This window comes from Lysobacter sp. Soil_C_15, assembly GCF_057657315.1.
Window position 1 is genome coordinate 101,068 of sequence record NZ_JBDGIR010000004.1, and the last position, 22,022, is coordinate 123,089.

Sequence of the window (22,022 nt, forward strand, 5' to 3'; positions counted from 1 at the left end):
GGGCCGGCCCGCCGGCCGGCCCGTCCTTGCCCCTTCGCTATACTGCCGGCCTCGCCCCCTGGCCCCGGCCGCATGACCACCTCGCCCGTCTCCGAACTGATCGAACTGCTGTCGCTGGAGCGGCTGGAAGACAACCTGTTCCGCGGCCAGAGCCGCGACATCGGCACCAAGTACGTGTTCGGCGGCCAGGTCCTCGGCCAGGCCCTGTCGGCGGCGCAGGCGACCCTGCAGACCGCGCGCACCGCGCATTCGCTGCACGCCTATTTCCTCAAGGCCGGCGACATCGAGGCGCCGATCGTCTACCAGGCCGACCGCACCCGCGACGGCGGCAGCTTCTCGGTGCGCCGGGTCACCGCGATCCAGCACGGCCAGCCGATCTTCTTCCTCGCCGCCTCGTTCCAGGAGAACCAGGACGGCGGCGAACACCAGTTATCGATGCCGGAAGTCCCCAAGCCCGAGGACATCGAACCGGCCCCGGCGGTGCCGCCGGAGGTGATGGCCTCGCTGCCGAACAAGGTCCAGCGCTGGCTGTCGCGGCAGGGGCCGTTCGAGTTCCGCCACGTCTATCCGCGCGACGAACTCAATCCGCCCAAGCGCCCGCCGTACCAGCAGGTCTGGTTCCGCCTCAGCGAGCGGGTCGGCGACGCGCCCGAGCTGCACCGCGCCCTGCTCGCCTACGCCTCGGATTTCCACCTGCTCGGCACCGCGACCTTTCCGCACGGGATCAGCTACTACCAGCCGAACGTGCAGATGGCCTCGCTCGATCACGCGTTGTGGTTCCATCGCCCGTTCCGCGCCGACGAATGGCTGCTGTACTCGATCGACAGCCCCAGCGCGCAGGGCGCGCGCGGCCTGGCGCGCGGGCAGATCTACGACCGCGACGGCCGCCTGGTCGCCAGCAGCGCGCAGGAAGGCCTGATCCGCGTGGTCAAGGATGCCGCCAGCGCGAGCCACGTGCCGGCGAAGGAATGACATGAGGCAGGTATTCAGCAGTTCGCGACTGGAAAACGTCGAAGGCGTGGCGCAGTTGCTGCGCGAGGCCGGGATCGAGGTGCGGGTCACCAACGACCGTTCCTACAAGGGCAACCGCCGCTCCAATTTCAGCTACCGCGAGCAGGCGCCCGAGCGGCCGGCGGTGTGGGTGATCCGTTCCGAAGACCAGCTGCGCGCGCGCGATCTGCTGCGCGAAGCCGGACTGATCGACAGCACCCGCGCCGAGGAACCCAGCCACGCGCCGTTCCGCTTCCAGTCGCGGATCGACCAGGCCCGCACCCCGGGGCAGAAGCGCGCGCTGCGGATCAAAGTCGGTTTGCTGGTCTGCATCGCCGTGGTGCTGGGCCTGGCGATGTTCCACAACCTGCGCAACCGGCCGGCGCCGACTCCGGCGAAGGACCCGGCCGAGGTCGCCCTGGCCGCGCATGCCTTCGACGGCAAGACCGCGGCGACGCCGGCGGCGCTGGCGCAGGCGGTGTTCGCTCACCAACTCGCCGAGGCCGACCAGACCACCCAATGCCTGCGCGTCGACCGGCGCGATGCGCCGCGCAAGCTGCTGACCGCCCTGGCCCGGCCGGGCCTGCGCCTGCTGCCGGCCAGCCAGTGCGTCGAAGTCGCCGACGAGGAACGCGGCAGCCGCGCCCTCGACGGCAAGCCGGCCGAGCTGATCGAAGTGCATGCGTTCCGGCCGAGCTCGGCCGATGCCGGCACGATCGAATACAGCGCCTACCACCACCGCCTGGCCGCGGCCTACAAGACCCTGGAGGTCAAGCGGGTCGGCGGGCGCTGGACGGTGGTGCGGGTGGCCAAGACCGTGCGCGCGATGGGCTGAGCCGGCGGCGCCGGCTCGGTTTGCGCCGCCGGGTCCGATCGTTCGATCGGCGGCGCCGGCGATCGGCCGGGTGATCGGCCGCATGGACAGCCGTGCGGCCGGCGTGGTCACATTTCCGCAGGGGCGACGTCTGGGGAGACAGGCATCGCGCGATGCCGCCGCCCGGAGACCGACCCGATGTCCTGCCCGCACCCGTTCCGCCCCTTGCTCGCACCGGCCCTGCCGGCGTCCCCGGCCGTCGCCGCGGAGGCCGCGCGATGAACGCCGAGGCGCTCAACTCGCTGATCGGCGGCGACCTGCCGGCGGCATCCAACGGCGACGCCGCCGCCTACTCGCGCATCGTCTCCGCCTGCCAGAACTCGATCACCGCGATCGCCCTGGCGATGGTCCGCGACGTATCCGCCAGCGAGGACATCGCCCAGGAGGCCTTCCTCAGCGGTTGGCAGAACATCCGCAAGCTGCACAACCCGAGCAGCTTCCTGCCCTGGCTGCGGCAGATCACCCGCAACCTCGCCCACGACCATCTGCGCGCACGCTCGCGCCAGCCGCGCGAGGCCGACGATTTCGAAGCGGCGATCGCCGCCGCGGCCGATCCGGAGCCCAGCACGGTCGAGCGCCTGATCCAGCTCGAGCGCGCGCAGGCCGCCGCCGAGCTGATCTCGGCCCTGCCCGACGAGAGCCGCGAAGTGCTGTTGCTGTATTACCGCGAAGGCCAGAGCTCGCAACAGGTCGCGGCCCTGCTCGGGCTCAGCGACGCGGCGGTGCGCAAGCGCCTGTCGCGCGCGCGCAGCACGGTGCGCGCCGAACTGCTGGAACGCTTCGCCGCGTTCGCCCAGGCCAGCGCGCCCTCGGTGGGCTTCACTACCCTGGTCGCCAGCGCGCTCGGCGTAATCGGCCCGGGCGGCACGACCACGGCGGCGGTCGCGGCCGGTACGCTGGGTTCGGGGCTGGCGAGCAAGTTCGGCGCCAGCGGCGCCGTCGGCGCCATGGGCGGCGTCAGCGGCAGCGTGCTCATGTTCGTACTCGAACGGGTGGTTTCCCCGGTGACCGAGGCGGTGACCGGCGCCCCGCTCGACGCGGCCGCGCTGTCGTTGCGCTACGCCGTATGGATCGAAGCGTCGATGGGTCCGCTGATCGGCGGCTTCATCGGCGGCGCGACCATGACGGTGCTGATCTCCCGTTACCTGCTCTCGTTCGCCGGCACCCCGCAGGAGCGCCGGCTGATCGTGCGCCTGATCTGGGAGATCTCGGTAGTGGGCACTGCCGCAGCGCTGATGGTGCTGGCGGCGTTGGAATTCAGCCGTGGCTGGGTCGTGCCGATCGCGCTGTTGGCTGTGGCGCAGGCGATTTCCTTGTGGCAATACCTGTACTCGATGCCGCGCCTGATGGCGCCGAGCATGGCGCGCATCCAACGCGAAACCGGGCGCGATCCGCGCCAGGATCGCATGTACCGCTGGGTGCTCGGGCCGAAGGCGATCGCTTGGAGTTCGTTGTTGCTGACCGGCATCGTGGTGTACGTGCTCTATCACACCGGCCGCTTCGGCTGAGCCGGATCGGCGCGCCGGCAACGGCGCGCTCCGCACGCGCCGCCCAAAAAGGGCGTAGTACGCACGCTACATCCCCCAAAAACGGGCGCGCTCCGCACGCGACATCCCCCCAAAAAAACGGGCGTGCTCCGCACGCGACATCCCCCTAAAAAACGGGCGTGCTCCGCACGCGACATCCCCCTAAAAAAACGGGCGTGCTCCGCACGCGACATCCCCCTAAAAAAACGGGCGTGCTCCGCACGCCCAAGGGGAAGCATGCCCGGTCGTCCTGGGCATGCCGGCGTCGCGGCGGTCGGCCGCGACGGATCCGGGCCGTCGCCGGGGTTCAGCGATGCGGCGTCGGCTTCAGGTCGGCCTTGGTCAGGAAACCGTCGCGGTCTTCGTCGTAGAAGGCGAAGCTGCGCGCCAACCGCGGCATCTTTTCCTCGACCTCGATCTTGCTCAGCTTGCCGTCGCGGTTGAGGTCGGCGGCGGCGAAGTGCTCGTCGAAACGCTTGGCGCGCTCGGCGTCGCGCTTGGGACGCTCGGCCTCGTGGTGGGCGCGCAGTTCGCTGCGCACCAGATAGCCGTCGCGGTTGCGGTCGATGCGTTCGAAGGACTCGCCCAGGCGCGGCGACTTGCCCGCCTCGGCGCGGCTGATCCGGCCGTCGCCGTCGGCGTCGAGCGCGCCGATGCCGCCGTGGCCGCCAGGACCGCCATGGCGGCCGCCGTGCTCGCGTCCGCCGCGGCGCTGCGGTCGCTCGCTCGCATCCAGCTTGCCGTCGCGATTCTTGTCCAGGCTGTCGAACTTCTCCGCCAGGCGCGGCATCTTGGCCGCTTCCTCACGGCTGATCACGCCGTCCTGGTTGGCGTCGAGCTGGATCCGCGGGCGCTGCGCGGCGCCGTCGGCGGGAGGCACGGCCGCGGCCGCACCGGCGAACACCAGCGCCGCCAGGGCGGCGACGTAAAGGGGGGAACGGTTCATGCGTTGACTCCTCGACGGGCGCCACCGCGGCGCCGATAGACGGTCAACGCCCGCGCCGCGAGCCGGTTGACATCGGTCCGGCCGGGTTCAGTCGCAAGACAGCGACGCAGGCCATGCGCGGCGCGCGCGGGCGGCGCTATGCTGCCCGCATGGGCACGCAACCGCAGCCGGACAGCGACGACCTCCGCCTGTTCCACACCGGCGAGCACGCCTGCGGCTACTGGCCCGAGCGCACCGCCCGCGACCTGGTGCTGGACCCGCGCGACCCGCGCCTGCGCGACTGGTACCCGCATGCGCTGGGCTGGGGTTTCCGCCGCTCCGGCGACATCGTCTACCGCCCCCACTGCGCCGCCTGCCGCGCCTGCGTCGCGGTGCGCATCCCGGTCGAGCGCTTCGTCCCCGACCGCAGCCAGCGCCGCTGCCTGGCCCGCAACGCCGCGGTCGAGATGCGCGTGCACGCCGCCGAGCGCACCGCCGAGCAACTGAACCTGTACAAGCGCTACCTGGCCTCGCGCCACGCCGGCGGCGGCATGGACGGTCACGGCGCGGTCGAGTTCGACCAGTTCCTGATCGGCAGCTGGAGCGAGAACCGCTTCCTGGAACTGCGCGAGCCCGGCCACGGCCGCCTGCTCGCGGTCGCGGTCACCGACGTGGTCGAGCACGCCCTATCGGCGGTCTACACCTTCTACGACCCCGAGTACGCCGACCGCGGCCTGGGCACGCTGGCGATCCTGCGCCAGATCGAATGGGCCCGGCGCGAGCGCCGCAGCCACCTGTACCTCGGCTATTGGATCGCCGGCCATCCGAAAATGGACTACAAGCGCCGCTTCCGTCCGCTCGAGGCCTTCGACGGACGAGATTGGCGCGTTTTTACACATTTGTAACACTCATCTCGTTCAGGTCGTGTATCACGTTGCCCGGTCGTGACCTTAGTCCCACGACACGCGGGAAGGCGCCGCCCAGGCATGGCAATGGAGCCGCCACCCGATTCAATCACCGCCACATGGAGTCCGCGATGAAGTTCAACACCCTGTTCCTGGCCGCTGCCATCACTCTGGCGCTGGCCGCCTGCAACAAGCCGGCCGACAAGCCGGCCGACGCCGCCCCGGCCGCCGACGCCGCTGCGGCTCCGGCCGCCGATGCCGCCGCCGCTCCGGCCGCCGACGCCTCGGCTCCGGCCGCTACCCCGGCCGCGACCGATCCGGCCGCCGCCGCCGCCCCGGCCGCCGACAGCGTCGGCGTCGCCGAGTGCGACGACTACCTCAACAAGATCGCCTCCTGCCTGGCCGACAAGGTGCCGGAAGCCCAGCGCGCCGCGTTCCAGACCGGCATCGACTCCAGCCGCAACGCCTGGAAGCAGGCCGCTTCGACGCCGGAAGGCAAGGCCGGCCTGGCCCAGGCCTGCAAGATGGCCCTGGACCAGAGCAAGGCCCAGTACGCCGCGTTCGGCTGCACCCTGTAATCCGGCGGCGACGGTTCCGACCGTTGCCACCCGCGACGCCCCGGCCCGCCGGGGCGTCGTCGTTTGCGGCGCCGCGCGGCGCCGAGCCGCCCGGCCCTGACATCAACCGCGCCGAAGGACCGTGCCATCATGCGCGCATGTCACGACTCCCCCTTTTCTGCGCCGCCCTCGCCGCGGCAATGCTCGGCGCCTGCACCCAAGTGAACATCCACGGCGATCCGCAAGGCTGGCTGCGTTCGCAGACCGATGCCGCCACGACGCTGCGGGTGGCGACCTATAACACCTCGCTGTACGACGAGACCGCCGGCGGCCTGATCCGCCGCCTCGAAGCCGGCGACGGCAATGCGCGCAAGATCGCCGCGGTGCTGCAGCGCGTGCGCCCCGACCTGGTGCTGCTCAACGAGTTCGATTACGACCCGCAGCAGCGCGCCGCCGACCTGTTCCAGCGCGATTACCTCGAAGTCGCCCAGCCCGGCGGCGGCGAAGCGCTGCATTACCCTTACCGCTACCTGGCCCCGGTCAACACCGGCGTGCCCAGCGGCCTGGACCTGGACGGCGACGGCCAGTCCGGCACCGCCGCGCGCAGCGACCGCGCGCGCGGCAACGACGCCTGGGGCTACGGCCTGCACCCGGGCCAGTACGGCATGCTGGTGCTGTCGAAGTACCCGATCGACGCCGCCGCGGTGCGCAGCTTTCAGACCTTCAAGTGGGCGAACCTGCCGAACGCGCGCCAGCCGCGCGACCCGGCCAGCGGCAAGTCCTGGTACGCGCCGGCGGTGTGGCCGCAGATGCGGCTGTCGTCGAAATCGCACTGGGACGTGCCGGTGAAGACCCCGCTGGGCGTGCTGCACTTCCTCGCCGCGCACCCGACCCCGCCGGTGTTCGACGGCCCCGAGGACCGCAACGGCGCGCGCAACTACGACGAGATCGGCCTATGGGCGCGCTACCTCGACGGCGGCGCGCCGGCCTGGCTGTGCGACGACCAGGGCCGCTGCGGCGGGCTCGCCGACGATGCGCGCTTCGTCATCGTCGGCGATATGAACGCCGACCCGTCCGACGGCGACGGCATGCCCGGCGCGATCAAGCAATTGCTCGACCACCCGCGCGTCGCCGCCGGTCCGGCGCCGCGCAGCGAAGGCGCGGCCGAACGCGCCGCCGCCTACGGCTTCGCCCGCAAAGGCGACACCGCCGAACACACCGGCGACTTCGGCCCCAAGGCCGGCACCCTGCGCCTGGACTACGTCCTGCCCTCGCGCGGCTGGAGCGTGCGCGAGCGCGGCGTGTTCTGGCCCAAGGCCGACAGCGAAGCGGCGAAGATCGCCGACGCCAGCGATCATCATCTGGTGTGGGTGGATCTGGCGGATTGAGTTCGACAATGCGCGTACGCAGACAAGCCGCGGTCTGGTTACGCGATTGGAACCGCTAACGCAGCAGCCCAGTGTCGCGCAGCGCCTTGAGCAGCGTCTGCGGCGGTCCCGAGCGGCTCCAGCCAACGCTTTTGTCTACCAATCGCCCATTCTTGAAGAAGAAGAACGCCGGCTGCCTGGAAAAATCCACTTCCTTCCACGCAACATGATTGAAAGCAATCCGGATGGGGCTATCGGGAAACTCCGAGTTCCATTGCCTGATTTCGGCAGGATCGAACGACCTGTCTGCCGGCGTCAACCACAATGCATCCCCCCGCCGGAATGCCTGGCGCAGAGAATCATCGCCCGCAATGCCACGCGCAGCGTCCCGAGCGGCATGGCAGCCTGAAACGACGACGATGCGCACATCGCTGCCCAACGGATCGGCATTGCGCAGCACGAACCGTCCACTGGCGCCTGAAAGGTCGAAGTAGCCTGGCCGTACAGGCCTGAACCCTTCGGCCACATCGAACGCCAATGGAGCCAGAGGCTGCAGACTCGCACTCGTTCGCGCGAGTTCGTTAGCCTCATCGAATCGCCGCGCCGCGATCAAGGCGCCATACAGGTCCCGATCGTTCCGCGCGGAATCGCTGCCGAGATCCACGAGCGATTCACGCGCATGAATCATGCCGCGAACGTATTTTGAGTTCTCGCCGACTCTGAAGTACATCGTGTAGCTGGCCAACATGTTCGATGCATCGAACAGCGCTTGAAGATCGTCGGGCGGCACCCCTTTCCGCCGGCTCACCCCATCAAAATGCAAGGCATATGCCCGGCTCAATTTGTCGGTCTTATCGGCGATCGACAGCTTCGAATTCCGACTGAGCGCCAACATGACGGACTGATAGTCTTCGCGCGGCCCAGCCGATGTATGGACGGCGATGGCCATCAGCGCCATCGCCATACCCGCAATCCTTACCCACGGCATCAATCGCCCCCCGATCAAACAGCGCCAGATCGAATGTCTGGCGCCTACCGAAGTCGACGGGAAGTCACTTTCCGCAACTGCTCGCACAGATATCGCCGAAGCTGAAGTTGCAGCTGTACTCGGTACCCCAGTCAATGGAGCAAACATAGTCCGTCTTGGCCTTGCCGCCGTTGACCTGGCACATCGGCGAGTTGGGGTCTTCGCAGACGTCGCTCATCGGGTGGACCAGCAAGGCTTCGGCTGGAGAAGCAATCCTCAGGGTCGGAATGCTCGCGATGGTGTGCTGGGCGCCGACAAGAGAGAGCACCTGGTAAATCTCTGCCGCACTAAGATACGAAGAAAGTCCCAGATACGAATAGGAGCCGACGCCCTTGGGCGTGAACACGAGGCTGTCAACGAAATTCTGCAGCACAATGGGCGGAAGCTTGCGCAACGGAGAATCGCTGTCGTTGGACATGTACTGGATCAGTGCAACTTTCGACCTGATCGGCGCCGTAGCGGCATAGAGGCTGGCATGAGCGCCTCCTCGCCGGAGCGCCCTGGAATCCGTGTGAGCAGCCGACGCCGAGGAGGTCGACGCCATCAGAAAAAAACAAGCAGATGCGAGCAGCCCCGTTCTCATGATCAGTCCTTGAACAAGTTCGCGAGCGGTCAGTGTTGACTTGCTGCTTCAGCGAAGCGGCAACTCAAGCTTCGACCGTTACGACAGAACCTGTAAAGCCCCCGAGCATCTTTTCGCCAACTTGATCCCGCGGTAAGCACATTCAATTACTGCGGCAGCAGCGCTAAGCAATCGACATCCACTGCACACTAGTCGGCGCGTGGCGCACACGAAGGACGCGCGCCCGCGAATGAAGGCCAAAGCAATCGAGTTCAACACTTTCATTGGGTCGGATTTCCAAGCCCACTGCATCGAGAAAATCCTAGCCGCGGCAATCCGGGATTCGCCGCGGCGTGCCGATCTTTCGGTGTTGGCCCGGCGCCGGCGCCGGAACCCGGAGCCGCCCCTACTCGACCGACCGAAACTCCGCGACCACCTCGATCGCTCCGACGATATGGTCGTTGAGCTGCTCCAGTTCCTCCGCCGGCACCCACCACTCGGTATGGTGCGCACCGCCGACCTTCTGCAGCAGGTAACGGGCCATGAAGGCGGCGTCGACCTCGAACCGGGTGACCGCGCCGTAGCCGCTGTCCTTGACGTTCCAGCGTTCGGCGATCTCGGCCGCGTAGCGCTCGTTGGTGACGGGATAGAAGACCGGCTGTTCCGGCAGGCGCGGCGGCCAGCGTTTGAAGCCGCTGTCGCGCAACAGGGCCAGTTCTTCCGGGCCGACCGGGCGATACAGGGTGACGGTGGGGGCGGTACTCATCCTGAGACCTCGTCGGCGCCGGACAGCTGCGCTTCCTTGGCGCAACACCGGTCGCGCCCGGATACAGCGTAGCGGCTGGGCACAAGCCGCCGCCATCGCGACGTCAGCCGGCGAAGGCCGCACGCGAAACCCGCACGACGGCCCAGCTCGCTCAACCCTCGGGTTCTTCCTGCCCGGCCGCGCTCGGAGTCGCTGGCGCATCCGGCGTCGCCGGCACGGCAGCGGCGCCGCCCGATGGCGGCGCGCCGGCTTGCGCCGCGCCCGGCGCCGTCGGCGCGGCCCCGCGCAAGCGCGAGCCGAAACCGAACGAGCCCTCGCCGTGCGCGGACACGATCATCCGCACCATGCTGCCGGGCACCATCAGCTCCAGCGACACCACGCGGCCGTCGGGGTCGCGGCCTTCCAGGGTCATTTCGGTGAACGCACCGCCGGTGTCGATCTCGCGGCACAGCAGGTGCGGCCCGACCGGCCCCTCGAGCAGATACGGCCGGATCGCATCGCCCAGCACTTCCAGCGCCTGCGGGAAGAAGAACACCACATAGCCTCGAGTCTCGTTCATTGTCGCTCCGGTGAGGGTGGAAAGGGAGGCGGCCGCGCGCTCAGCGCAGCTCGACCCGCAGCTGCGCCGCGGCTTCGCGCGCCTTGGCCCGCGCCGTGTCGATGTCCTCGCCCAGGGCCAGGGTCACCGCGACCCGGCGTTGGCCTTCCACCCTCGGCTTGCCGAACAGGCGCAACTGGGTGTCGACCTGGCCCAGCGCGGCGTCGACGCCGGAGAACACCGGCACGCCGTGGCCCTGCGCCAGCACCGCGCACGACGCCGACGGGCCGTGCTCGCGGATGGTCGGGATCGGCAGGCCGAGGATCGCCCGCGCGTGCAGGGCGAACTCGCTGAGGTCCTGCGAGATCAGGGTCACCAGGCCGGTGTCGTGCGGGCGCGGCGAGACCTCGCTGAACCAGACCTCGTCGCCCTTGACGAACAGTTCGACGCCGAACACGCCGCAACCGCCGAGATCGTCGGTGATGGCGCGGGCGATTTCCTGCGCGCGCGCCAGCGCGACCGGATTCATCGGCTGCGGCTGCCAGCTTTCGCGATAGTCGCCGTCGCGCTGCAGGTGGCCGATCGGCGCGCAGAAAGTGACGCCGCCGGCGTGGCGCACGGTCAGCAGGGTGATTTCGTAATCGAAGTCGATGAAGCCCTCGACGATGACCCGGCCGGCGCCGGCGCGGCCGCCGGTCTGGGCGTAATCCCAGGCCGCGTCGATGTCGGCCTCGCTGCGCACCAGGCTCTGGCCCTTGCCGGAGGACGACATCACCGGCTTGACCACGCACGGCAGGCCGAGCGCGGCGACCGCGGCGCGGTAGTCCTCGGCGGTGTCGACGAAACGGTAGGGCGAGGTCGCCAGGCCCAGGGTCTCGGCGGCCAGGCGGCGGATGCCTTCGCGGTCCATGGTCAGGCGCGCGGCGCGGGCGGTCGGGATCACCCGGGTGTCGCTGCCGCGCTCGGCGAACTCGCGCTCCAGCTCGACCAGGGTCTGGGTGTGGATGGCCTCGATCTCGGGCACGATCAGGTTCGGCCGTTCGGCCGCGATCAGGGCGCGGATGGCCTGGCCGTCGAGCATGTCGAGCACGTGGCTGCGGTGCGCGACCTGCATCGCCGGGGCGTCGGCGTAGCGGTCGGCGGCGATCACTTCGACCCCGAAGCGCTGCAGTTCGATCGCCACTTCCTTGCCCAGTTCGCCCGAACCGAGCAGGAGCACGCGGAAAGCGTACGGGGACAGCGGCGTGCCGAGCGTGGTCATGCGGATTCCTTCGTGTAGCGGGCGGGACGATGGGACGGCTAGTCTAGCGCCCGTGCCCTAATCGCGGGCCGCAGGCCGCGGACTTCGGCCCGACGGGCTATGGCGCCGCGCGCCGCGCATGCGATCCTGTGGCCATGCGATTCCCCCGCCCTCGGCCCGCCGCGCGCGCCGTCGCCTCCGCTCCGCCGGCCGCCCGCGCCCGCCGCGCGCTGTCGCTGTGCGCGGCGCTGCTGCTGGCCGCGTGCGCGGCCGAATCGCCGCCGCCGGCGCACGGCAGCAGCCAATTGGCCGGGATGATGCTGGACCCGCAACTGTCCGAAATCAGCGGCCTGGCCGCCTCGCGCCGCCATCCCGACGTGCTGTGGATGCACGACGACGGCGGCAATCCCGAGCGCCTGTTCGCGGTCTCGGCCAACGGCGACCGGCTGGCGACGCTGCGCATCGACGGCGTCACCAAGACCGACTGGGAAGACATCGCCGGGTTCGAACTCGACGGCCGCGCCTACCTGCTGATCGCCGACACCGGCGACAACGGCGGCCTGCGCCGCAGCCTGCAGCTGCACGTGATCGAGGAGCCGGCCAAGCTCGAAAACGCCCGTCTCAAGCCGGCCTGGTCGATCGCCTTCCGCTGGCCCGACGGGGCGCGCGACTGCGAGGCGGTCGCGGTCGACATCCAGCGCAAGCAGGTGCTGCTGATTTCGAAGAAGCGCCGGCCGCCGGAGCTGTTCGCGGTGCCGCTGATGCCGGCCGGCAACGCGCTGCAGACCGCGACCCGGCTCGGCGCCCTGGCCGGCATCCCCGAACCGGACGAGCAGACCCGGCGCAACAGCCCGGCGCGGGCCAAGCTGCAGGGCCAGGTCACCGCCGCCGACGTCTCGCCCGACGGCCGCACCCTGGCGGTCATGACCTACCGCTACCTGCTGCAGTACCCGCGCGCGCCGCGCCAGACCTGGGCCGAGGCGGTCGCGGCCAAGCCGCGGGTCAGCGACCTGCCCTGGCTGCCGCAGGCCGAGGCCCTGGGCTGGTCGGCCGACGGCCGCAGCCTGTACGCCACCGGCGAGTTCATTCCGGCGCCGCTGTACCGGATCGTGCCCTGAGCGCTCCGCGCCGCGTTGCGGCCGGACGGCGCGGCATTGCCCGCTTCCAGGCCGAACCGGCTGCGGGCGTCCGCGTGCCGGGGCGGGGCCGCGCTTTCCGATGAGCGGCCCTGGGCAACCTGATATCAATTTGATATCAATAATCCAGACCAACGGACGAGACGCCGCCATGAAGGAAAACCCCACCCAATCCCTGCCCGGCATCCCGACCCTGCTGGGCCTGCTCGTCGTACTGCTGGTGGCCGCCTACGGCTTCCTGGCCGGCGCCCACAACGGCCAGCCCGTGCTGCTGGTCGTCGCGGCCCTGATCGGCCTGGCGGCGGTGTTCGGCCTGACCGGCCTGTACATGGTCGAACCCAACCAGGCCGCGGTGCTGAGCCTGTTCGGCAAGTACGTCGGCACGGTCAAGGACAACGGCCTGCGCTGGAACAACCCGCTGTACTCCAAGCGCAAGGTCAGCCAGCGCGTGCGCAACTTCGAGAGCGGCAAACTCAAGGTCAACGAACTCGACGGCAGCCCGATCGAGATCGCCTCGGTGATCGTCTGGCAAGTGGTCGATTCGGCCGAAGCGGTCTACAACGTCGACGACTACGAAACCTTCGTCCACATCCAGTCCGAGTCGGCGCTGCGGGCGATGGCCACCAGCTATCCCTACGACCAGCACGAGGACGGCCAGTTGTCGCTGCGCAGCCACGCCGCCGAGATTTCCCAGCACCTCAAGCAGGAACTGCAGGAACGCCTGGCCGACGCCGGCGTCAACGTGATCGACGCGCGCATCAGCCACCTCGCCTACGCGCCGGAAATCGCCCACGCCATGCTGCAGCGCCAGCAGGCCAACGCGGTGATCGCGGCGCGCACCCGAATCGTCGCCGGCGCGGTCGGCATGGTCGAGATGGCCCTGGCCGAACTGCAGAAGAACGGCGTGGTGCACCTGGACGAAGAGCGCAAGGCGCAGATGGTCAGCAACCTGCTGGTGGTGCTGTGCGGCGACCGCAGCACCCAGCCGATCGTCAACGCAGGCACCTTGTACTGAGGGCCCGGCGATGGATCTGGACGACTTCATCCTGCCCGCGGCGATGGTGATCACCTCGATGCCGATCCTGGTCTGCGCCGTGCTGGTCGCGCGCGGCAATCTGCATCTGGTCAACGGCCTGGATGCGCAGCGGCTGCGCGACCCCGACGCGGTCGCGGCGCGGATCGCGCGCCTGCTGGCGCTGACCGCGATGGCGATGCTGTTCGCGGCGCTGGGCTACTACTGGGCGAACGGCGACCAAGGCCGCGTCACCGGCGTCACCCTCGCCCTGCTGGTCGCGGTCAACGGCCTGGCCGTGCTGCTGATCCGCGCGGTCGCGGCGGCGCGGCGCAGCTACCGCGCCCCCGACGACGGCCAACGGAAGCGGCCGCGGTGAGCGACAAGAAGGCCTATCCGCTGCGGATCAGCGCCGACGTGCTCGCCGCGGCGCAGCGCTGGGCCGACGACGAGTTGCGTTCGCTCAACGCTCAGATCGAATATGTCCTGCGCGACGCCCTGCGTCGCAACGGACGGCTGCCGCGGCAGCCGGAGCCCCCGCCCGCCGAGAACGAGCCATGACCGCCCCGAAGTGGACCCACCACGTCACCGAGATCACCTACCAGTTGTTCGAAGCGCCGACCCGCCAACGCATCCAGGACGAGCTCGACGCTCGCGGCGCGCAAGGCTGGGAACTGGTCGCGGTCGAGCACGACCCCGCCATTCTCGGCACCCGCCTGTACTTCAAGCGTCCGGCCTGAGCGATGCGCCGCGTCGCGCATCTCCGCCGCATCTACCGCGATGGCGCCGCCGCGGCGCGCGGGCTAACCTGAGCCGATGCGCGGCCACGCCCACCTGCTGATCAATACGCCGGAGATCGAACTCTGGCCGGGCGGTCTGCTGCGCGCGCGCAGCAACCACGACGCCCGCGCCCTGGCGCGCGCGCGGCACCTGCTGCGGCGCAAGCGCGACGGCCGCTTCCTCGCCGCCGACCTCGCCGAAGGCCTGCTGCCGCTGGTACCGCGGCTGAACCGCGAGCCCGGCCTGGACGCCGCCCTGGATGCGCTGGAACGCGCCACCGAATACCGCCGCGAAGGCCTGCTGCGGGTCCGCGACCTGCCGCTGGACCGGATCGAACACCGGCTCGAGGCGCTGGGCCTGGACTGCGACGGCTACCAGGCCCGCACCGGCCTGGACCTGGTCGCCGAGCCCGACCGCCTCGGTTACGCCGGCCGCGACCGCTTCGGCCGCCCGCTGTGGCTGCACCCGGCCGCCGCGCGCGCCTGGACCCACCTGCGCGCCGCCGCCCTGGGCGACGGCATCGTGCTCGACGCGATCTCCGGCTACCGCAGCCACGACTACCAACTCGGCATCTTCGAACGCAAACTCGCCCGCGGCCAGAGCGTCGAGCAGATCCTCAGCGTCAACGCCGCCCCCGGCTACAGCGAGCACCACAGCGGCCTGGCCCTGGACATCGGCACCCCCGGCGAAGCGCCGGCCGAAGAATCCTTCGAAACCACCCCTGCCTTCGCCTGGCTGCGCGAACACGCCGGCGGCTACGGCTACCTCATGAGCTACCCGCGCGACAACCCGCACGGGATCGTGTACGAGCCTTGGCATTGGCGCTGCGCGCCGGGTTGAGGATACGCGTCCGAGCCACCGCTACGCGCCGTCGAGCCAGTATTAGCGGGCGGGCTTTGTAATGTTTTTCGCCGGTTTAGCTGCATGGACGTATTGTCGCGATCGACGACCAATGATCGCCTCCGTATCTGTTAAAGGACGAGCATGGACGCAAGCAGCCCTTCGCCTTCCCGGCGCCACGACACCTGCGCCGACCCTGGACGCCGCCGCATGCTTCGGACGGCAGCGGCGATTGCGGCCGCCAGCATCGCAGGCTGCCGGCGCGACGGCGGAATCGACGCCGACCCGCGCTGGCTGCGCGACATCTCCGGAATCGACCACGTCCGCGCCGGACAAGTATCGCGCCCCGTCAGCGTCGCCCAGGTCGCGGCCGCCCTGAGGTCGAGTCGCGGTGCAGTCTCCGTCGGCGGCGCGCGTTGCAGCATGGGCGGACAAATCGCCTGCGACGGTTCGCTGCATTTGGACATGCGCGGCATGAATCGGCCGGTCGCTATCGACGTCGAACGCCGCACCGCACGCGTGCAGGCCGGCATGCTCTGGCGCGACCTGCAAGACTTGATCGACCCGCTCGGCCTATCGGTATCGATCATGCAAAGCTACGCCAGCTTCAGCATCGGCGGCTCGCTTTCGGTCAATTGCCATGGCCGCTACGTCGGCAAGGGTGCGCTGATCCATAGCCTGAGGGCGTTACAACTGGTCGACGCCGAAGGCCGCGTGCGCGAACTCGACCGTCATCGCGAGCCGGAACTGCTGCGCGCGGCGATTGGCGGTTATGGCGGGCTGGGAGTGATAACAGAAGCGGAGTTCGACCTGACCGACAACGTACGCCTGGAACGTCGGGTCGAACGGGTACCGCTGGAAGAGTATCCCCAATGGTTCGCACAGCGAGTGCTGGCCGATCCGGCAAGCGTGCTGCACAACGCGGACTTGCTGCCGCCGCGCTTCGATGCGCCGGTGGCGGTAACCTGGAATCGCACCGACGAGGCACCGACGCTCGCCGAACGACTCACGCCTCGCGCCGCGGACTACCGCCGCGAACGCAAGTTGATCTGGAGCGTGTCCGAAATGCCGTTCGGGCCGTGGTTGCGCGATCGCTACTCGGTCGAAGCCATGCTGCACCAGCGCGAGGTGCTATGGCGCAATCGCGAGGCAAGCCTGGACATCGCCGAGCTCGAGCCGGCCACTCGACGACTTTCGACCTACCTGCTGCAAGAGTACTTCGTGCCGGCGCCGGCTTTCGTCGATTTCTCCCGGGCCATGGCCAAGATTCTGCGCGACAACGAAGTGCATGCGCTCAACGTTTCTATCCGGCATGCTCCAGCCGATCGCGAATCGCTTCTGAGCTGGTCGCCGCAACCGGTGTTCTCTTTCGTTCTGTATCACAAGCAACGCAGCGGCGGACGCGCCGACGCGGTCGCCGGGCAATGGACTCGACGCCTTATCGACCTGGCTCTCGATCACGGCGGCCGCCACTACCTTCCCTATCGGCTGCACGCCACTCGACAGCAGTTCAGGCGCGGATATCCCGGCGCGGAGCGATTCGCCGAGCTGAAGCAAGGAATCGATCCGCAACGGCGATTCCGCAACCGGCTGTGGGACAAGTATCTGCCCGAGTAGTTCCGGACTGGCCGCACAGACAGCCTCTCGACGAACCGCAGGGCCTGCGCAGGATGGATACCTCAGGGGATGCGGCTGCTCCAAGAACGGGCGATGGCGCTTCGTCTTCGATCAATGTCGGCGACCTTTCCTTCTGTGCGCGTTCGCTTGCGGATTTTGGCCGGAACGCACATGCCCCAGCCACTCCACAACGATCGAGCCGTGACCCCATTGCCGATGTAGGAGCGACGTCCCACAGGGATTTCCTACGGTCACAAGTCGCGACATCGAGCCTGCCCGCAGCCGCGCAACGACCTGCAGTCCCGCGGTCGCGGGTTTATGACCTGAAGAAATCCCCGTCGGACGCCGCTCCTACAGGGAAACGGCGGGCTGGAACGGACCGCTCAATCCTGCGAACGGTTGGTCGCCGGCCGGGCCGCGCCGTCGGCGAAGTCGGCGATGCGCCACAGGTACAGGCTGGCGTAGCTGCGGTACGGGCCCCAGCGTTCGCCGAGTTCGGCCAGGGCCTTGGGCGCCGGCATGGCGTCCAGGCCGTGCACGCGCTGGGCGCCCTTGCGCACGCCCAGGTCGTCGACCGGCAGCACGTCGGCGCGGCCCAGGCGGAAGATCAGCATCATCTCCACGGTCCAGCGGCCGATGCCGCGGATCGGCACCAAGGCCTCGACCAGGGCGTCGTCGCTCATCGCCGCCATGCGCCGCAAATCGGGAATCTCGCCGCGCGCCTCGCGTGCGGCCAGGTCGCGCAGCGCCAGCAGTTTGTTCGCCGACACGCCGCAGGCGCGCAGCGCCGCGTCGTCGCAGCGGCCGAGGGTGTCGTAGTGCAGGCGGTCGCTGCCGATCGCGGTTTCGACCCGGCCGACGATCGTCGAGGCGGCCTTGCCGCTGAGCTGCTGGAACAAGATCGCGCGCGCCAGCGCGTCGACCGGGTCGAAACGCTGGCGCCAGCGCGGGTCGGCCGGCATCGGCCCTGGACGCTGGCGGTCGAGCTTACGCATCCAGGCGCCGAGCTTGCGGTCGCGCTTGCTCAGCCAGGCGTGCGCCGCTTCGGTGTCGTAACCGCGGGTCTGGCGCGGCATCAGCGCCGCACCGCTTCGGCGGCGTAGGCCAGCCACGCCAGGATCATCAGGCTGCCGCCGTAAGGCAGCAGGCGGGTCGAGGTGCCGGCGAAGTACGCCATCGCCAGGCCGCCGGCGAACATCAGCACGCCGAGCAGCAGGCCGGCCAGCGCGCATTGTCCGAGCCGGCGTCGCGCGCGCGGCGCCAGCGCGGCCAGGGCGACGCCGTGGCCGAAGGCGAACACCGCCGCCATCTGCAGGCGCGACTGCGCGGCCGGATCGGCGACATGCGCGGCATAGGCGGACAAGGCCACCGCCAGCGCGGCGAGCACGGCGCCGGCGGCGGCCAGCGTACGCGCGCGCAGCGGCAGGGCGAGCGATTCGGGCGGAACGGCGGAAGCGTTCATGCGTTCGGGCTGCGCGGGTCGTCGGACGGTCACGATAACAGCCGCTGCTGTGCGCATGTTGTGGTTCGTGTAGCGACGTCCATCGCTCGTGCGGGAGCGGCGTCCTGCAAACTCCAGCCATAAGCCGCGACAGCCGAAGCGGCTCGCATGCGGCACCCGAAGCACTCGGGCTCCCTGGCGTCGATGCGTCTGGTTGGCCGGTTGAACCGGCTTCGGTGGCTGCGCTTGCGTCCACCGCCTCGGTGGTCGCGGCTCATGACCGACGGAAATCCCTGTGGGACGCCGCTCCTGCAGGCGGGCATCGGGCGCGCTCAGGCAAAAGAAAACGCGCCGCTCGCGCGGCGCGTTCTCGGGTGTCGCGCGCGGCCCGCGCGCCAGGCGCGGGCCGGGTCGGCTTACTTCACCGGCCAGTAAACGTCGAACTGGCCCAGGGCCGGGTCGAAGCTGGCGTCGATGCCGGCCTTCCAGGCTTCGTACGGACGCTCGGTGGTGGTGTAGCCGCGGGTCAGCGCCCAGGCGCGGACGGCGTCGCGCACCGGCGGCAGGCCGGCGATGTTGTGGCCGCCGCTGGTGGCGACGACGACCTTGGTCGCCGGCCAGTACTCGGCCTTCACCGGGTTGCCGGCGCCGTCGACCTTGACGTCGAGCTTGGCCGCTTCCGGGCTGGTGTCGCCGATCTTGCGCACGACCTGGGCCACGTCGAAGGAGTAGGTCTCGGTGCCGAACTCGTTGGTCACGATGCGGACCGGGCCGACCGCTTCCAGGCCGTTGGCGGCGATGACCTTCTTGATCCACTCCATGTTGCCCTGGATCTGGGCCTTGATCTTGTCGTTGTTGCGCTCGACCGCAGCGGTCACGGTCAGCACGTTCTCGGCCGGGCGGTCGACGACCTTCGGCGCGTTGTTCGGGTCGGTTTCCGACAGCTTGGCGTAGTCGTAGTTGGGCACGGTCGCGAGCAGGTTGCTCAGGCGGGCCAGGCCCATCTTCATGTCTTCGCCGACGTTGCTGCTGACGTACAGGCCGGAGTAGCGGCCGAGCAGGTTCCAGCCGTAGTCGACGTCGTAGGTCTGGGTGATCTCGACGTTGCGGTTGTTCTTGCCGGTCGGACGCAGGCTGAACTGCGTGCGCTTGTTCTCGCCCGGTTCCGGATTGCTGATCTTGAACCCGACCAGCTTGCCTGCCTCGCTCTTGACGATTTCCCAGCTGCCCTTGCCCAGGCCGCGCTCCTTGGACGAGTACTCCAGGCGGGCGCCCACGCCCTCATCCTTGCCGACCAGCTTCACTTCCATGTTGGGATCGCGCAGCACCAGCGGGTTCCAATCCTTGAAACGGCGCATGCTGTTCAAGGTGTCGAAGACGATGGTGAGCTTGCGGTTGGTCTCAACCGAGTGCGACAGGTGACGGCTCGACGGCAGAACCACGCCGACTACCAGGAACAGCACGGCGACGATCGCCAGCGAAATCAGAATCTCGATAAGACGGGTCATTCAGGTTCTCCAGGGCCGGGCCCGGGTCGGGCCGGGGCGCAGACCCACAATCGTAGCAAGATAAATCCCGGCAGGGGCAGCCGTCACAAGCAAGAATCTCCGCCCCTGCCCGAGCGAGCGCCCCGCATACCGCGGCGACGAAGAAAAACCCTTGAAAACCCGAGGTTTTTGCGGCTACTGAGGCACATTCGCCGAGGTATGCCGCAAGGCCGGCGGCACCGATGCACAAATCCGGACAAGTCCGCAAGGCGGCGATGGTCGGTACCCGATCCGGGCGCCGCAGTCGCAGCGGCCGGCGAAACGCGCCGATGTCCGGCGCGGGGCCTGCAGCCGCCCGTTCCGGCCCCGCCGGCGCCGAGGCCGCCGGCCCCGCCGGCGCGCCACGGGCGCGGAACCCGGCGACAGACGCCGCCCACCGCGCGGCGGCGCGAGTCCGGCGCGCTGCGCCGGATCGCGCCGGGCCGGGCCGGGTTCAGACCAACTGCAGCTCGAAGGCCTTGAGCACCGCCCGGGTGCGGTCGCGCACGCCGAGCTTGGACAGGATGTTGGACACGTGGTTCTTGATCGTGCCCTCGGCCACACCCAGCGAATTGGCGATTTCCTTGTTGGAAAAGCCGCCGGCCATCAGGCGCAGGATCTCGGTCTCGCGCTCGGTCAGCGGGTCCGGCCGGTCCAGGCTGACGAAATCGTTGCGCATGTGCTCCAGGCCCGACAGCAGGCGCTGGGTCACCGCCGGCTGGACCAGCGAACCGCCCTCGGCCACGGTCTGGATCGCCCCGACCAGTTGCTCCAGCGAGACGTCCTTGAGCAGATAGCCCTTGGCCCCGGCCTTGAGCCCGGCCAGCACCAGCTGGTCGTCGTCGAAGGTGGTCAGGATGATGGTCGGCGGCAGGTAGCCCGAGCGCGCCAGCGCCTGCAGCGCCTCCAGGCCGGACATCACCGGCATGCGCATGTCCATCAGGACCACGTCCGGACGCAGCGTGGGGATCATCTCGACCGCCTGGCGGCCGTCGCCGGCCTCGGCCACGACCTCGATGCCGTCGGCCAGGGCGAGCAGCGAGCGCACGCCCTGCCGGACCAGGGTCTGGTCGTCGACGAGCAACACGCGGATGGGGTTGGGGATCATGTCAAAGCTCCTTCGCGGGCCATGGCGGCCGCGGTGGCGGGCAGCGTCAGTTGCAGGCAGAAGCCGGCTTCGGCGCGGGTTTCGATGCTGAGCCGGCCGCCGTATTGCTGCAGACGCTCGCGCATCCCGCGCAAGCCGTTGCCGGCGACCAGATGATCGGCGCCGCGACCGTCGTCGCGCGCGCTCATGACGATATGGCCGTCGTTGCGGCGCACGTCGATCCACAGATGCTCGGCGCCGGCGTGGCGCACGGCGTTGGTGATGATCTCCTGGGTGCAGCGCAGCAGCACGTGGGCGCGCTCGGGGTCGTCCAGGGTCAGCGGCTCGTCGATGTCCATGCGGATGTCGAGCGCGGGCACGTTCTCGGCCAGCGGCCGCAGCGCCAGGGCCAGGTCGATGGCGCCGTTCTCGCGCAACTGGCTGACCGCCTCGCGCACGTCGGTCAGCAGCAACCGGGCCAGGGTGTGGGCCTGCTGCACATGCTCCTTGGCCCGGCCTTCGGACAAGTGTCCGGCGACTTCCAGGTTCAGGCTCAGTGCGGTCAGGTGGTGGCCGAGCAGATCGTGCAGCTCGCGCGAGATCCGGGTGCGCTCGTTGATGCGCGCGCTTTCGGCCAGCAGGGCCCGGGTCGCGCGCAGTTCGGCGTTGAGCCGGCGCTGGTCCTCGCGCGCCTGGGTCTGCTGCTTGGCGACCAGCGCGGTCAGGAACACGAAACCGGAAAAGCCGGTATACAGCAGCGATTGCAGCACCGCGACCAAGGGCGGCATCTGCAGCGCCTCGATGAACACCGGGATGATCACCAGGTTGAGCACCATCAGCCCGGCCACGCCGATCCGCAGCGGCACCATCCACGGCAGCAGCCCGGCCAGGACCATCAGCAGGACGCTGCCCAGGCCGCTGTTGGAGTAATAGCTGATCCCGATCGCGCAGCCGCCCAGCACCAGCAACTGCAGGTAGTCCAGCAGGCCGATGCGGCGCTCGCCCAAGGAGCGGGTGATCCACCAGTAGACCGCGCCGAAGGTCATGTAAACCGCGACCCAGCGCAGGATCCGCAAATACAGCCCGGACGCCGGCTCGCCGTGGCTGGGCTGGAAGAAATCCGGGTCCAGCCAGATCGACAGCAGCCAGGAGCCGACCAGGCCCCAGGTAAACAGGCCGGCGTAGCGCAGCAATCGGGTATGGGTCAGGCGAGCCAGCATGAACGCATGCTAACGGTACGCGGGGCCTAACACAGCCATCCGAAAGTCATGCATTTGGCGTTCGCCGCGGGGCCGGGGCCATGCGA

24 protein-coding genes are annotated in these 22,022 nt (G+C 69.3%); 13 read left to right on the forward strand and 11 right to left on the reverse strand.

Features of this window, described 5'->3' with window-relative positions; all coding sequences use genetic code 11:
* The first annotated feature begins 72 nt into the window (after positions 1-72).
* The 3 genes from tesB to AC3A57_RS10850 all read left to right on the forward strand — a co-directional run bounded on the left by tesB (position 73) and on the right by AC3A57_RS10850 (position 3,372).
* Positions 73-972 (forward strand): acyl-CoA thioesterase II, encoded by a 900-nt coding sequence (gene tesB, locus AC3A57_RS10840; RefSeq protein WP_487578930.1) that lies wholly within the window; start codon positions 73-75, stop codon positions 970-972.
* A 1-nt stretch (position 973) separates the two neighbouring features.
* The gene (locus tag AC3A57_RS10845; protein ID WP_487578931.1) at positions 974-1,825 is read left to right on the forward strand and encodes a hypothetical protein; all 852 of its coding nucleotides are present in this window, start codon (positions 974-976) and stop codon (positions 1,823-1,825) included.
* Positions 1,826-2,082: 257 nt separating this feature from the next.
* Positions 2,083-3,372: an RNA polymerase sigma factor gene (locus AC3A57_RS10850; RefSeq protein ID WP_487578932.1), complete on the forward strand. Its 1,290-nt coding sequence runs from the start codon at positions 2,083-2,085 to the stop codon at positions 3,370-3,372.
* Between the two features lie 325 nt (positions 3,373-3,697).
* Here AC3A57_RS10850 and AC3A57_RS10855 read toward each other — a convergent pair whose 3' ends face one another.
* Entirely contained in the window at positions 3,698-4,336 is a 639-nt protein-coding gene (locus AC3A57_RS10855; protein WP_487578933.1) for an EF-hand domain-containing protein, read from the reverse strand.
* A 149-nt stretch (positions 4,337-4,485) separates the two neighbouring features.
* Between AC3A57_RS10855 and AC3A57_RS10860 the strand changes: the two genes are divergently transcribed.
* The 3 genes from AC3A57_RS10860 to AC3A57_RS10870 all read left to right on the forward strand — a co-directional run bounded on the left by AC3A57_RS10860 (position 4,486) and on the right by AC3A57_RS10870 (position 7,165).
* Positions 4,486-5,220, forward strand: coding sequence for an arginyltransferase (locus tag AC3A57_RS10860; protein ID WP_487578934.1), 735 nt, complete (start codon positions 4,486-4,488; stop codon positions 5,218-5,220).
* Between the two features lie 131 nt (positions 5,221-5,351).
* Positions 5,352-5,798, forward strand: a complete 447-nt coding sequence (locus AC3A57_RS10865; RefSeq protein WP_487578935.1) for a hypothetical protein — start codon at positions 5,352-5,354, stop codon at positions 5,796-5,798.
* A gap of 137 nt (positions 5,799-5,935) precedes the next feature.
* Positions 5,936-7,165, forward strand: coding sequence for an endonuclease/exonuclease/phosphatase family protein (locus tag AC3A57_RS10870; RefSeq protein WP_487578936.1), 1,230 nt, complete (start codon positions 5,936-5,938; stop codon positions 7,163-7,165).
* Positions 7,166-7,220: 55 nt separating this feature from the next.
* Here the strand turns inward: AC3A57_RS10870 and AC3A57_RS10875 are convergent, their stop codons facing one another.
* The 5 genes from AC3A57_RS10875 to purT form a co-directional block, all read right to left on the reverse strand.
* Positions 7,221-8,108, reverse strand: a complete 888-nt coding sequence (locus tag AC3A57_RS10875; protein WP_487578937.1) for a hypothetical protein — start codon at positions 8,106-8,108, stop codon at positions 7,221-7,223.
* 88 nt (positions 8,109-8,196) lie between these two features.
* Positions 8,197-8,589: a hypothetical protein gene (locus AC3A57_RS10880; RefSeq protein WP_487578938.1), complete on the reverse strand. Its 393-nt coding sequence runs from the start codon at positions 8,587-8,589 to the stop codon at positions 8,197-8,199.
* 550 nt (positions 8,590-9,139) lie between these two features.
* A complete protein-coding gene (locus tag AC3A57_RS10885) occupies positions 9,140-9,499 on the reverse strand; it encodes a hypothetical protein (protein ID WP_487578939.1) in 360 nt (119 codons plus the stop codon).
* Positions 9,500-9,650: 151 nt separating this feature from the next.
* Positions 9,651-10,058: a hypothetical protein gene (locus AC3A57_RS10890; protein ID WP_487578940.1), complete on the reverse strand. Its 408-nt coding sequence runs from the start codon at positions 10,056-10,058 to the stop codon at positions 9,651-9,653.
* 40 nt (positions 10,059-10,098) lie between these two features.
* On the reverse strand, positions 10,099-11,298 hold the full coding sequence (gene purT, locus AC3A57_RS10895) for a formate-dependent phosphoribosylglycinamide formyltransferase (RefSeq protein WP_487578941.1): 1,200 nt from the start codon (positions 11,296-11,298) through the stop codon (positions 10,099-10,101).
* A gap of 134 nt (positions 11,299-11,432) precedes the next feature.
* On the opposite strand from purT, the gene AC3A57_RS10900 reads away from it, so the two are divergent.
* The 7 genes from AC3A57_RS10900 (at position 11,433) to AC3A57_RS10930 (ending at position 16,662) form a co-directional block, all read left to right on the forward strand.
* Positions 11,433-12,395, forward strand: a complete 963-nt coding sequence (locus AC3A57_RS10900) for a hypothetical protein (RefSeq protein WP_487578942.1) — start codon at positions 11,433-11,435, stop codon at positions 12,393-12,395.
* 169 nt (positions 12,396-12,564) lie between these two features.
* The gene (locus AC3A57_RS10905; RefSeq protein ID WP_487578943.1) at positions 12,565-13,428 is read left to right on the forward strand and encodes an SPFH domain-containing protein; all 864 of its coding nucleotides are present in this window, start codon (positions 12,565-12,567) and stop codon (positions 13,426-13,428) included.
* Between the two features lie 10 nt (positions 13,429-13,438).
* Positions 13,439-13,804, forward strand: a complete 366-nt coding sequence (locus tag AC3A57_RS10910) for a hypothetical protein (protein WP_487578944.1) — start codon at positions 13,439-13,441, stop codon at positions 13,802-13,804.
* Complete coding sequence (locus AC3A57_RS10915) at positions 13,801-13,986, forward strand: type II toxin-antitoxin system antitoxin (RefSeq protein WP_221671883.1); 186 nt, start codon at positions 13,801-13,803, stop codon at positions 13,984-13,986. Before AC3A57_RS10910 ends, AC3A57_RS10915 begins: the two co-directional genes overlap by 4 nt.
* Entirely contained in the window at positions 13,983-14,165 is a 183-nt protein-coding gene (locus AC3A57_RS10920; protein ID WP_064746286.1) for a DUF4177 domain-containing protein, read from the forward strand. The genes AC3A57_RS10915 and AC3A57_RS10920 overlap by 4 nt, the downstream gene beginning before the upstream one ends.
* A 76-nt stretch (positions 14,166-14,241) precedes the next feature.
* On the forward strand, positions 14,242-15,045 hold the full coding sequence (locus AC3A57_RS10925; protein WP_487578945.1) for a M15 family metallopeptidase: 804 nt from the start codon (positions 14,242-14,244) through the stop codon (positions 15,043-15,045).
* Between the two features lie 144 nt (positions 15,046-15,189).
* Entirely contained in the window at positions 15,190-16,662 is a 1,473-nt protein-coding gene (locus tag AC3A57_RS10930; protein WP_487578946.1) for an FAD-binding oxidoreductase, read from the forward strand.
* A 383-nt stretch (positions 16,663-17,045) separates the two neighbouring features.
* Here the strand turns inward: AC3A57_RS10930 and AC3A57_RS10935 are convergent, their stop codons facing one another.
* The 5 genes from AC3A57_RS10935 to AC3A57_RS10955 all read right to left on the reverse strand — a co-directional run bounded on the left by AC3A57_RS10935 (position 17,046) and on the right by AC3A57_RS10955 (position 21,936).
* Complete coding sequence (locus AC3A57_RS10935) at positions 17,046-17,738, reverse strand: DNA-3-methyladenine glycosylase family protein (protein WP_487578947.1); 693 nt, start codon at positions 17,736-17,738, stop codon at positions 17,046-17,048.
* Complete coding sequence (locus tag AC3A57_RS10940) at positions 17,738-18,124, reverse strand: DUF423 domain-containing protein (RefSeq protein WP_487578948.1); 387 nt, start codon at positions 18,122-18,124, stop codon at positions 17,738-17,740. The genes AC3A57_RS10935 and AC3A57_RS10940 overlap by 1 nt, the downstream gene beginning before the upstream one ends.
* A gap of 395 nt (positions 18,125-18,519) precedes the next feature.
* Positions 18,520-19,611 carry a polyketide cyclase gene (locus AC3A57_RS10945; protein ID WP_487578949.1) on the reverse strand — a complete coding sequence of 364 codons (1,092 nt, stop codon included), beginning with the start codon at positions 19,609-19,611 and terminating at the stop codon, positions 18,520-18,522.
* Between the two features lie 472 nt (positions 19,612-20,083).
* Positions 20,084-20,737, reverse strand: a complete 654-nt coding sequence (locus AC3A57_RS10950) for a response regulator (protein ID WP_064746291.1) — start codon at positions 20,735-20,737, stop codon at positions 20,084-20,086.
* The gene (locus AC3A57_RS10955; protein WP_487578950.1) at positions 20,734-21,936 is read right to left on the reverse strand and encodes a sensor histidine kinase; all 1,203 of its coding nucleotides are present in this window, start codon (positions 21,934-21,936) and stop codon (positions 20,734-20,736) included. The genes AC3A57_RS10950 and AC3A57_RS10955 overlap by 4 nt, the downstream gene beginning before the upstream one ends.
* Positions 21,937-22,022 lie beyond the last annotated feature (86 nt).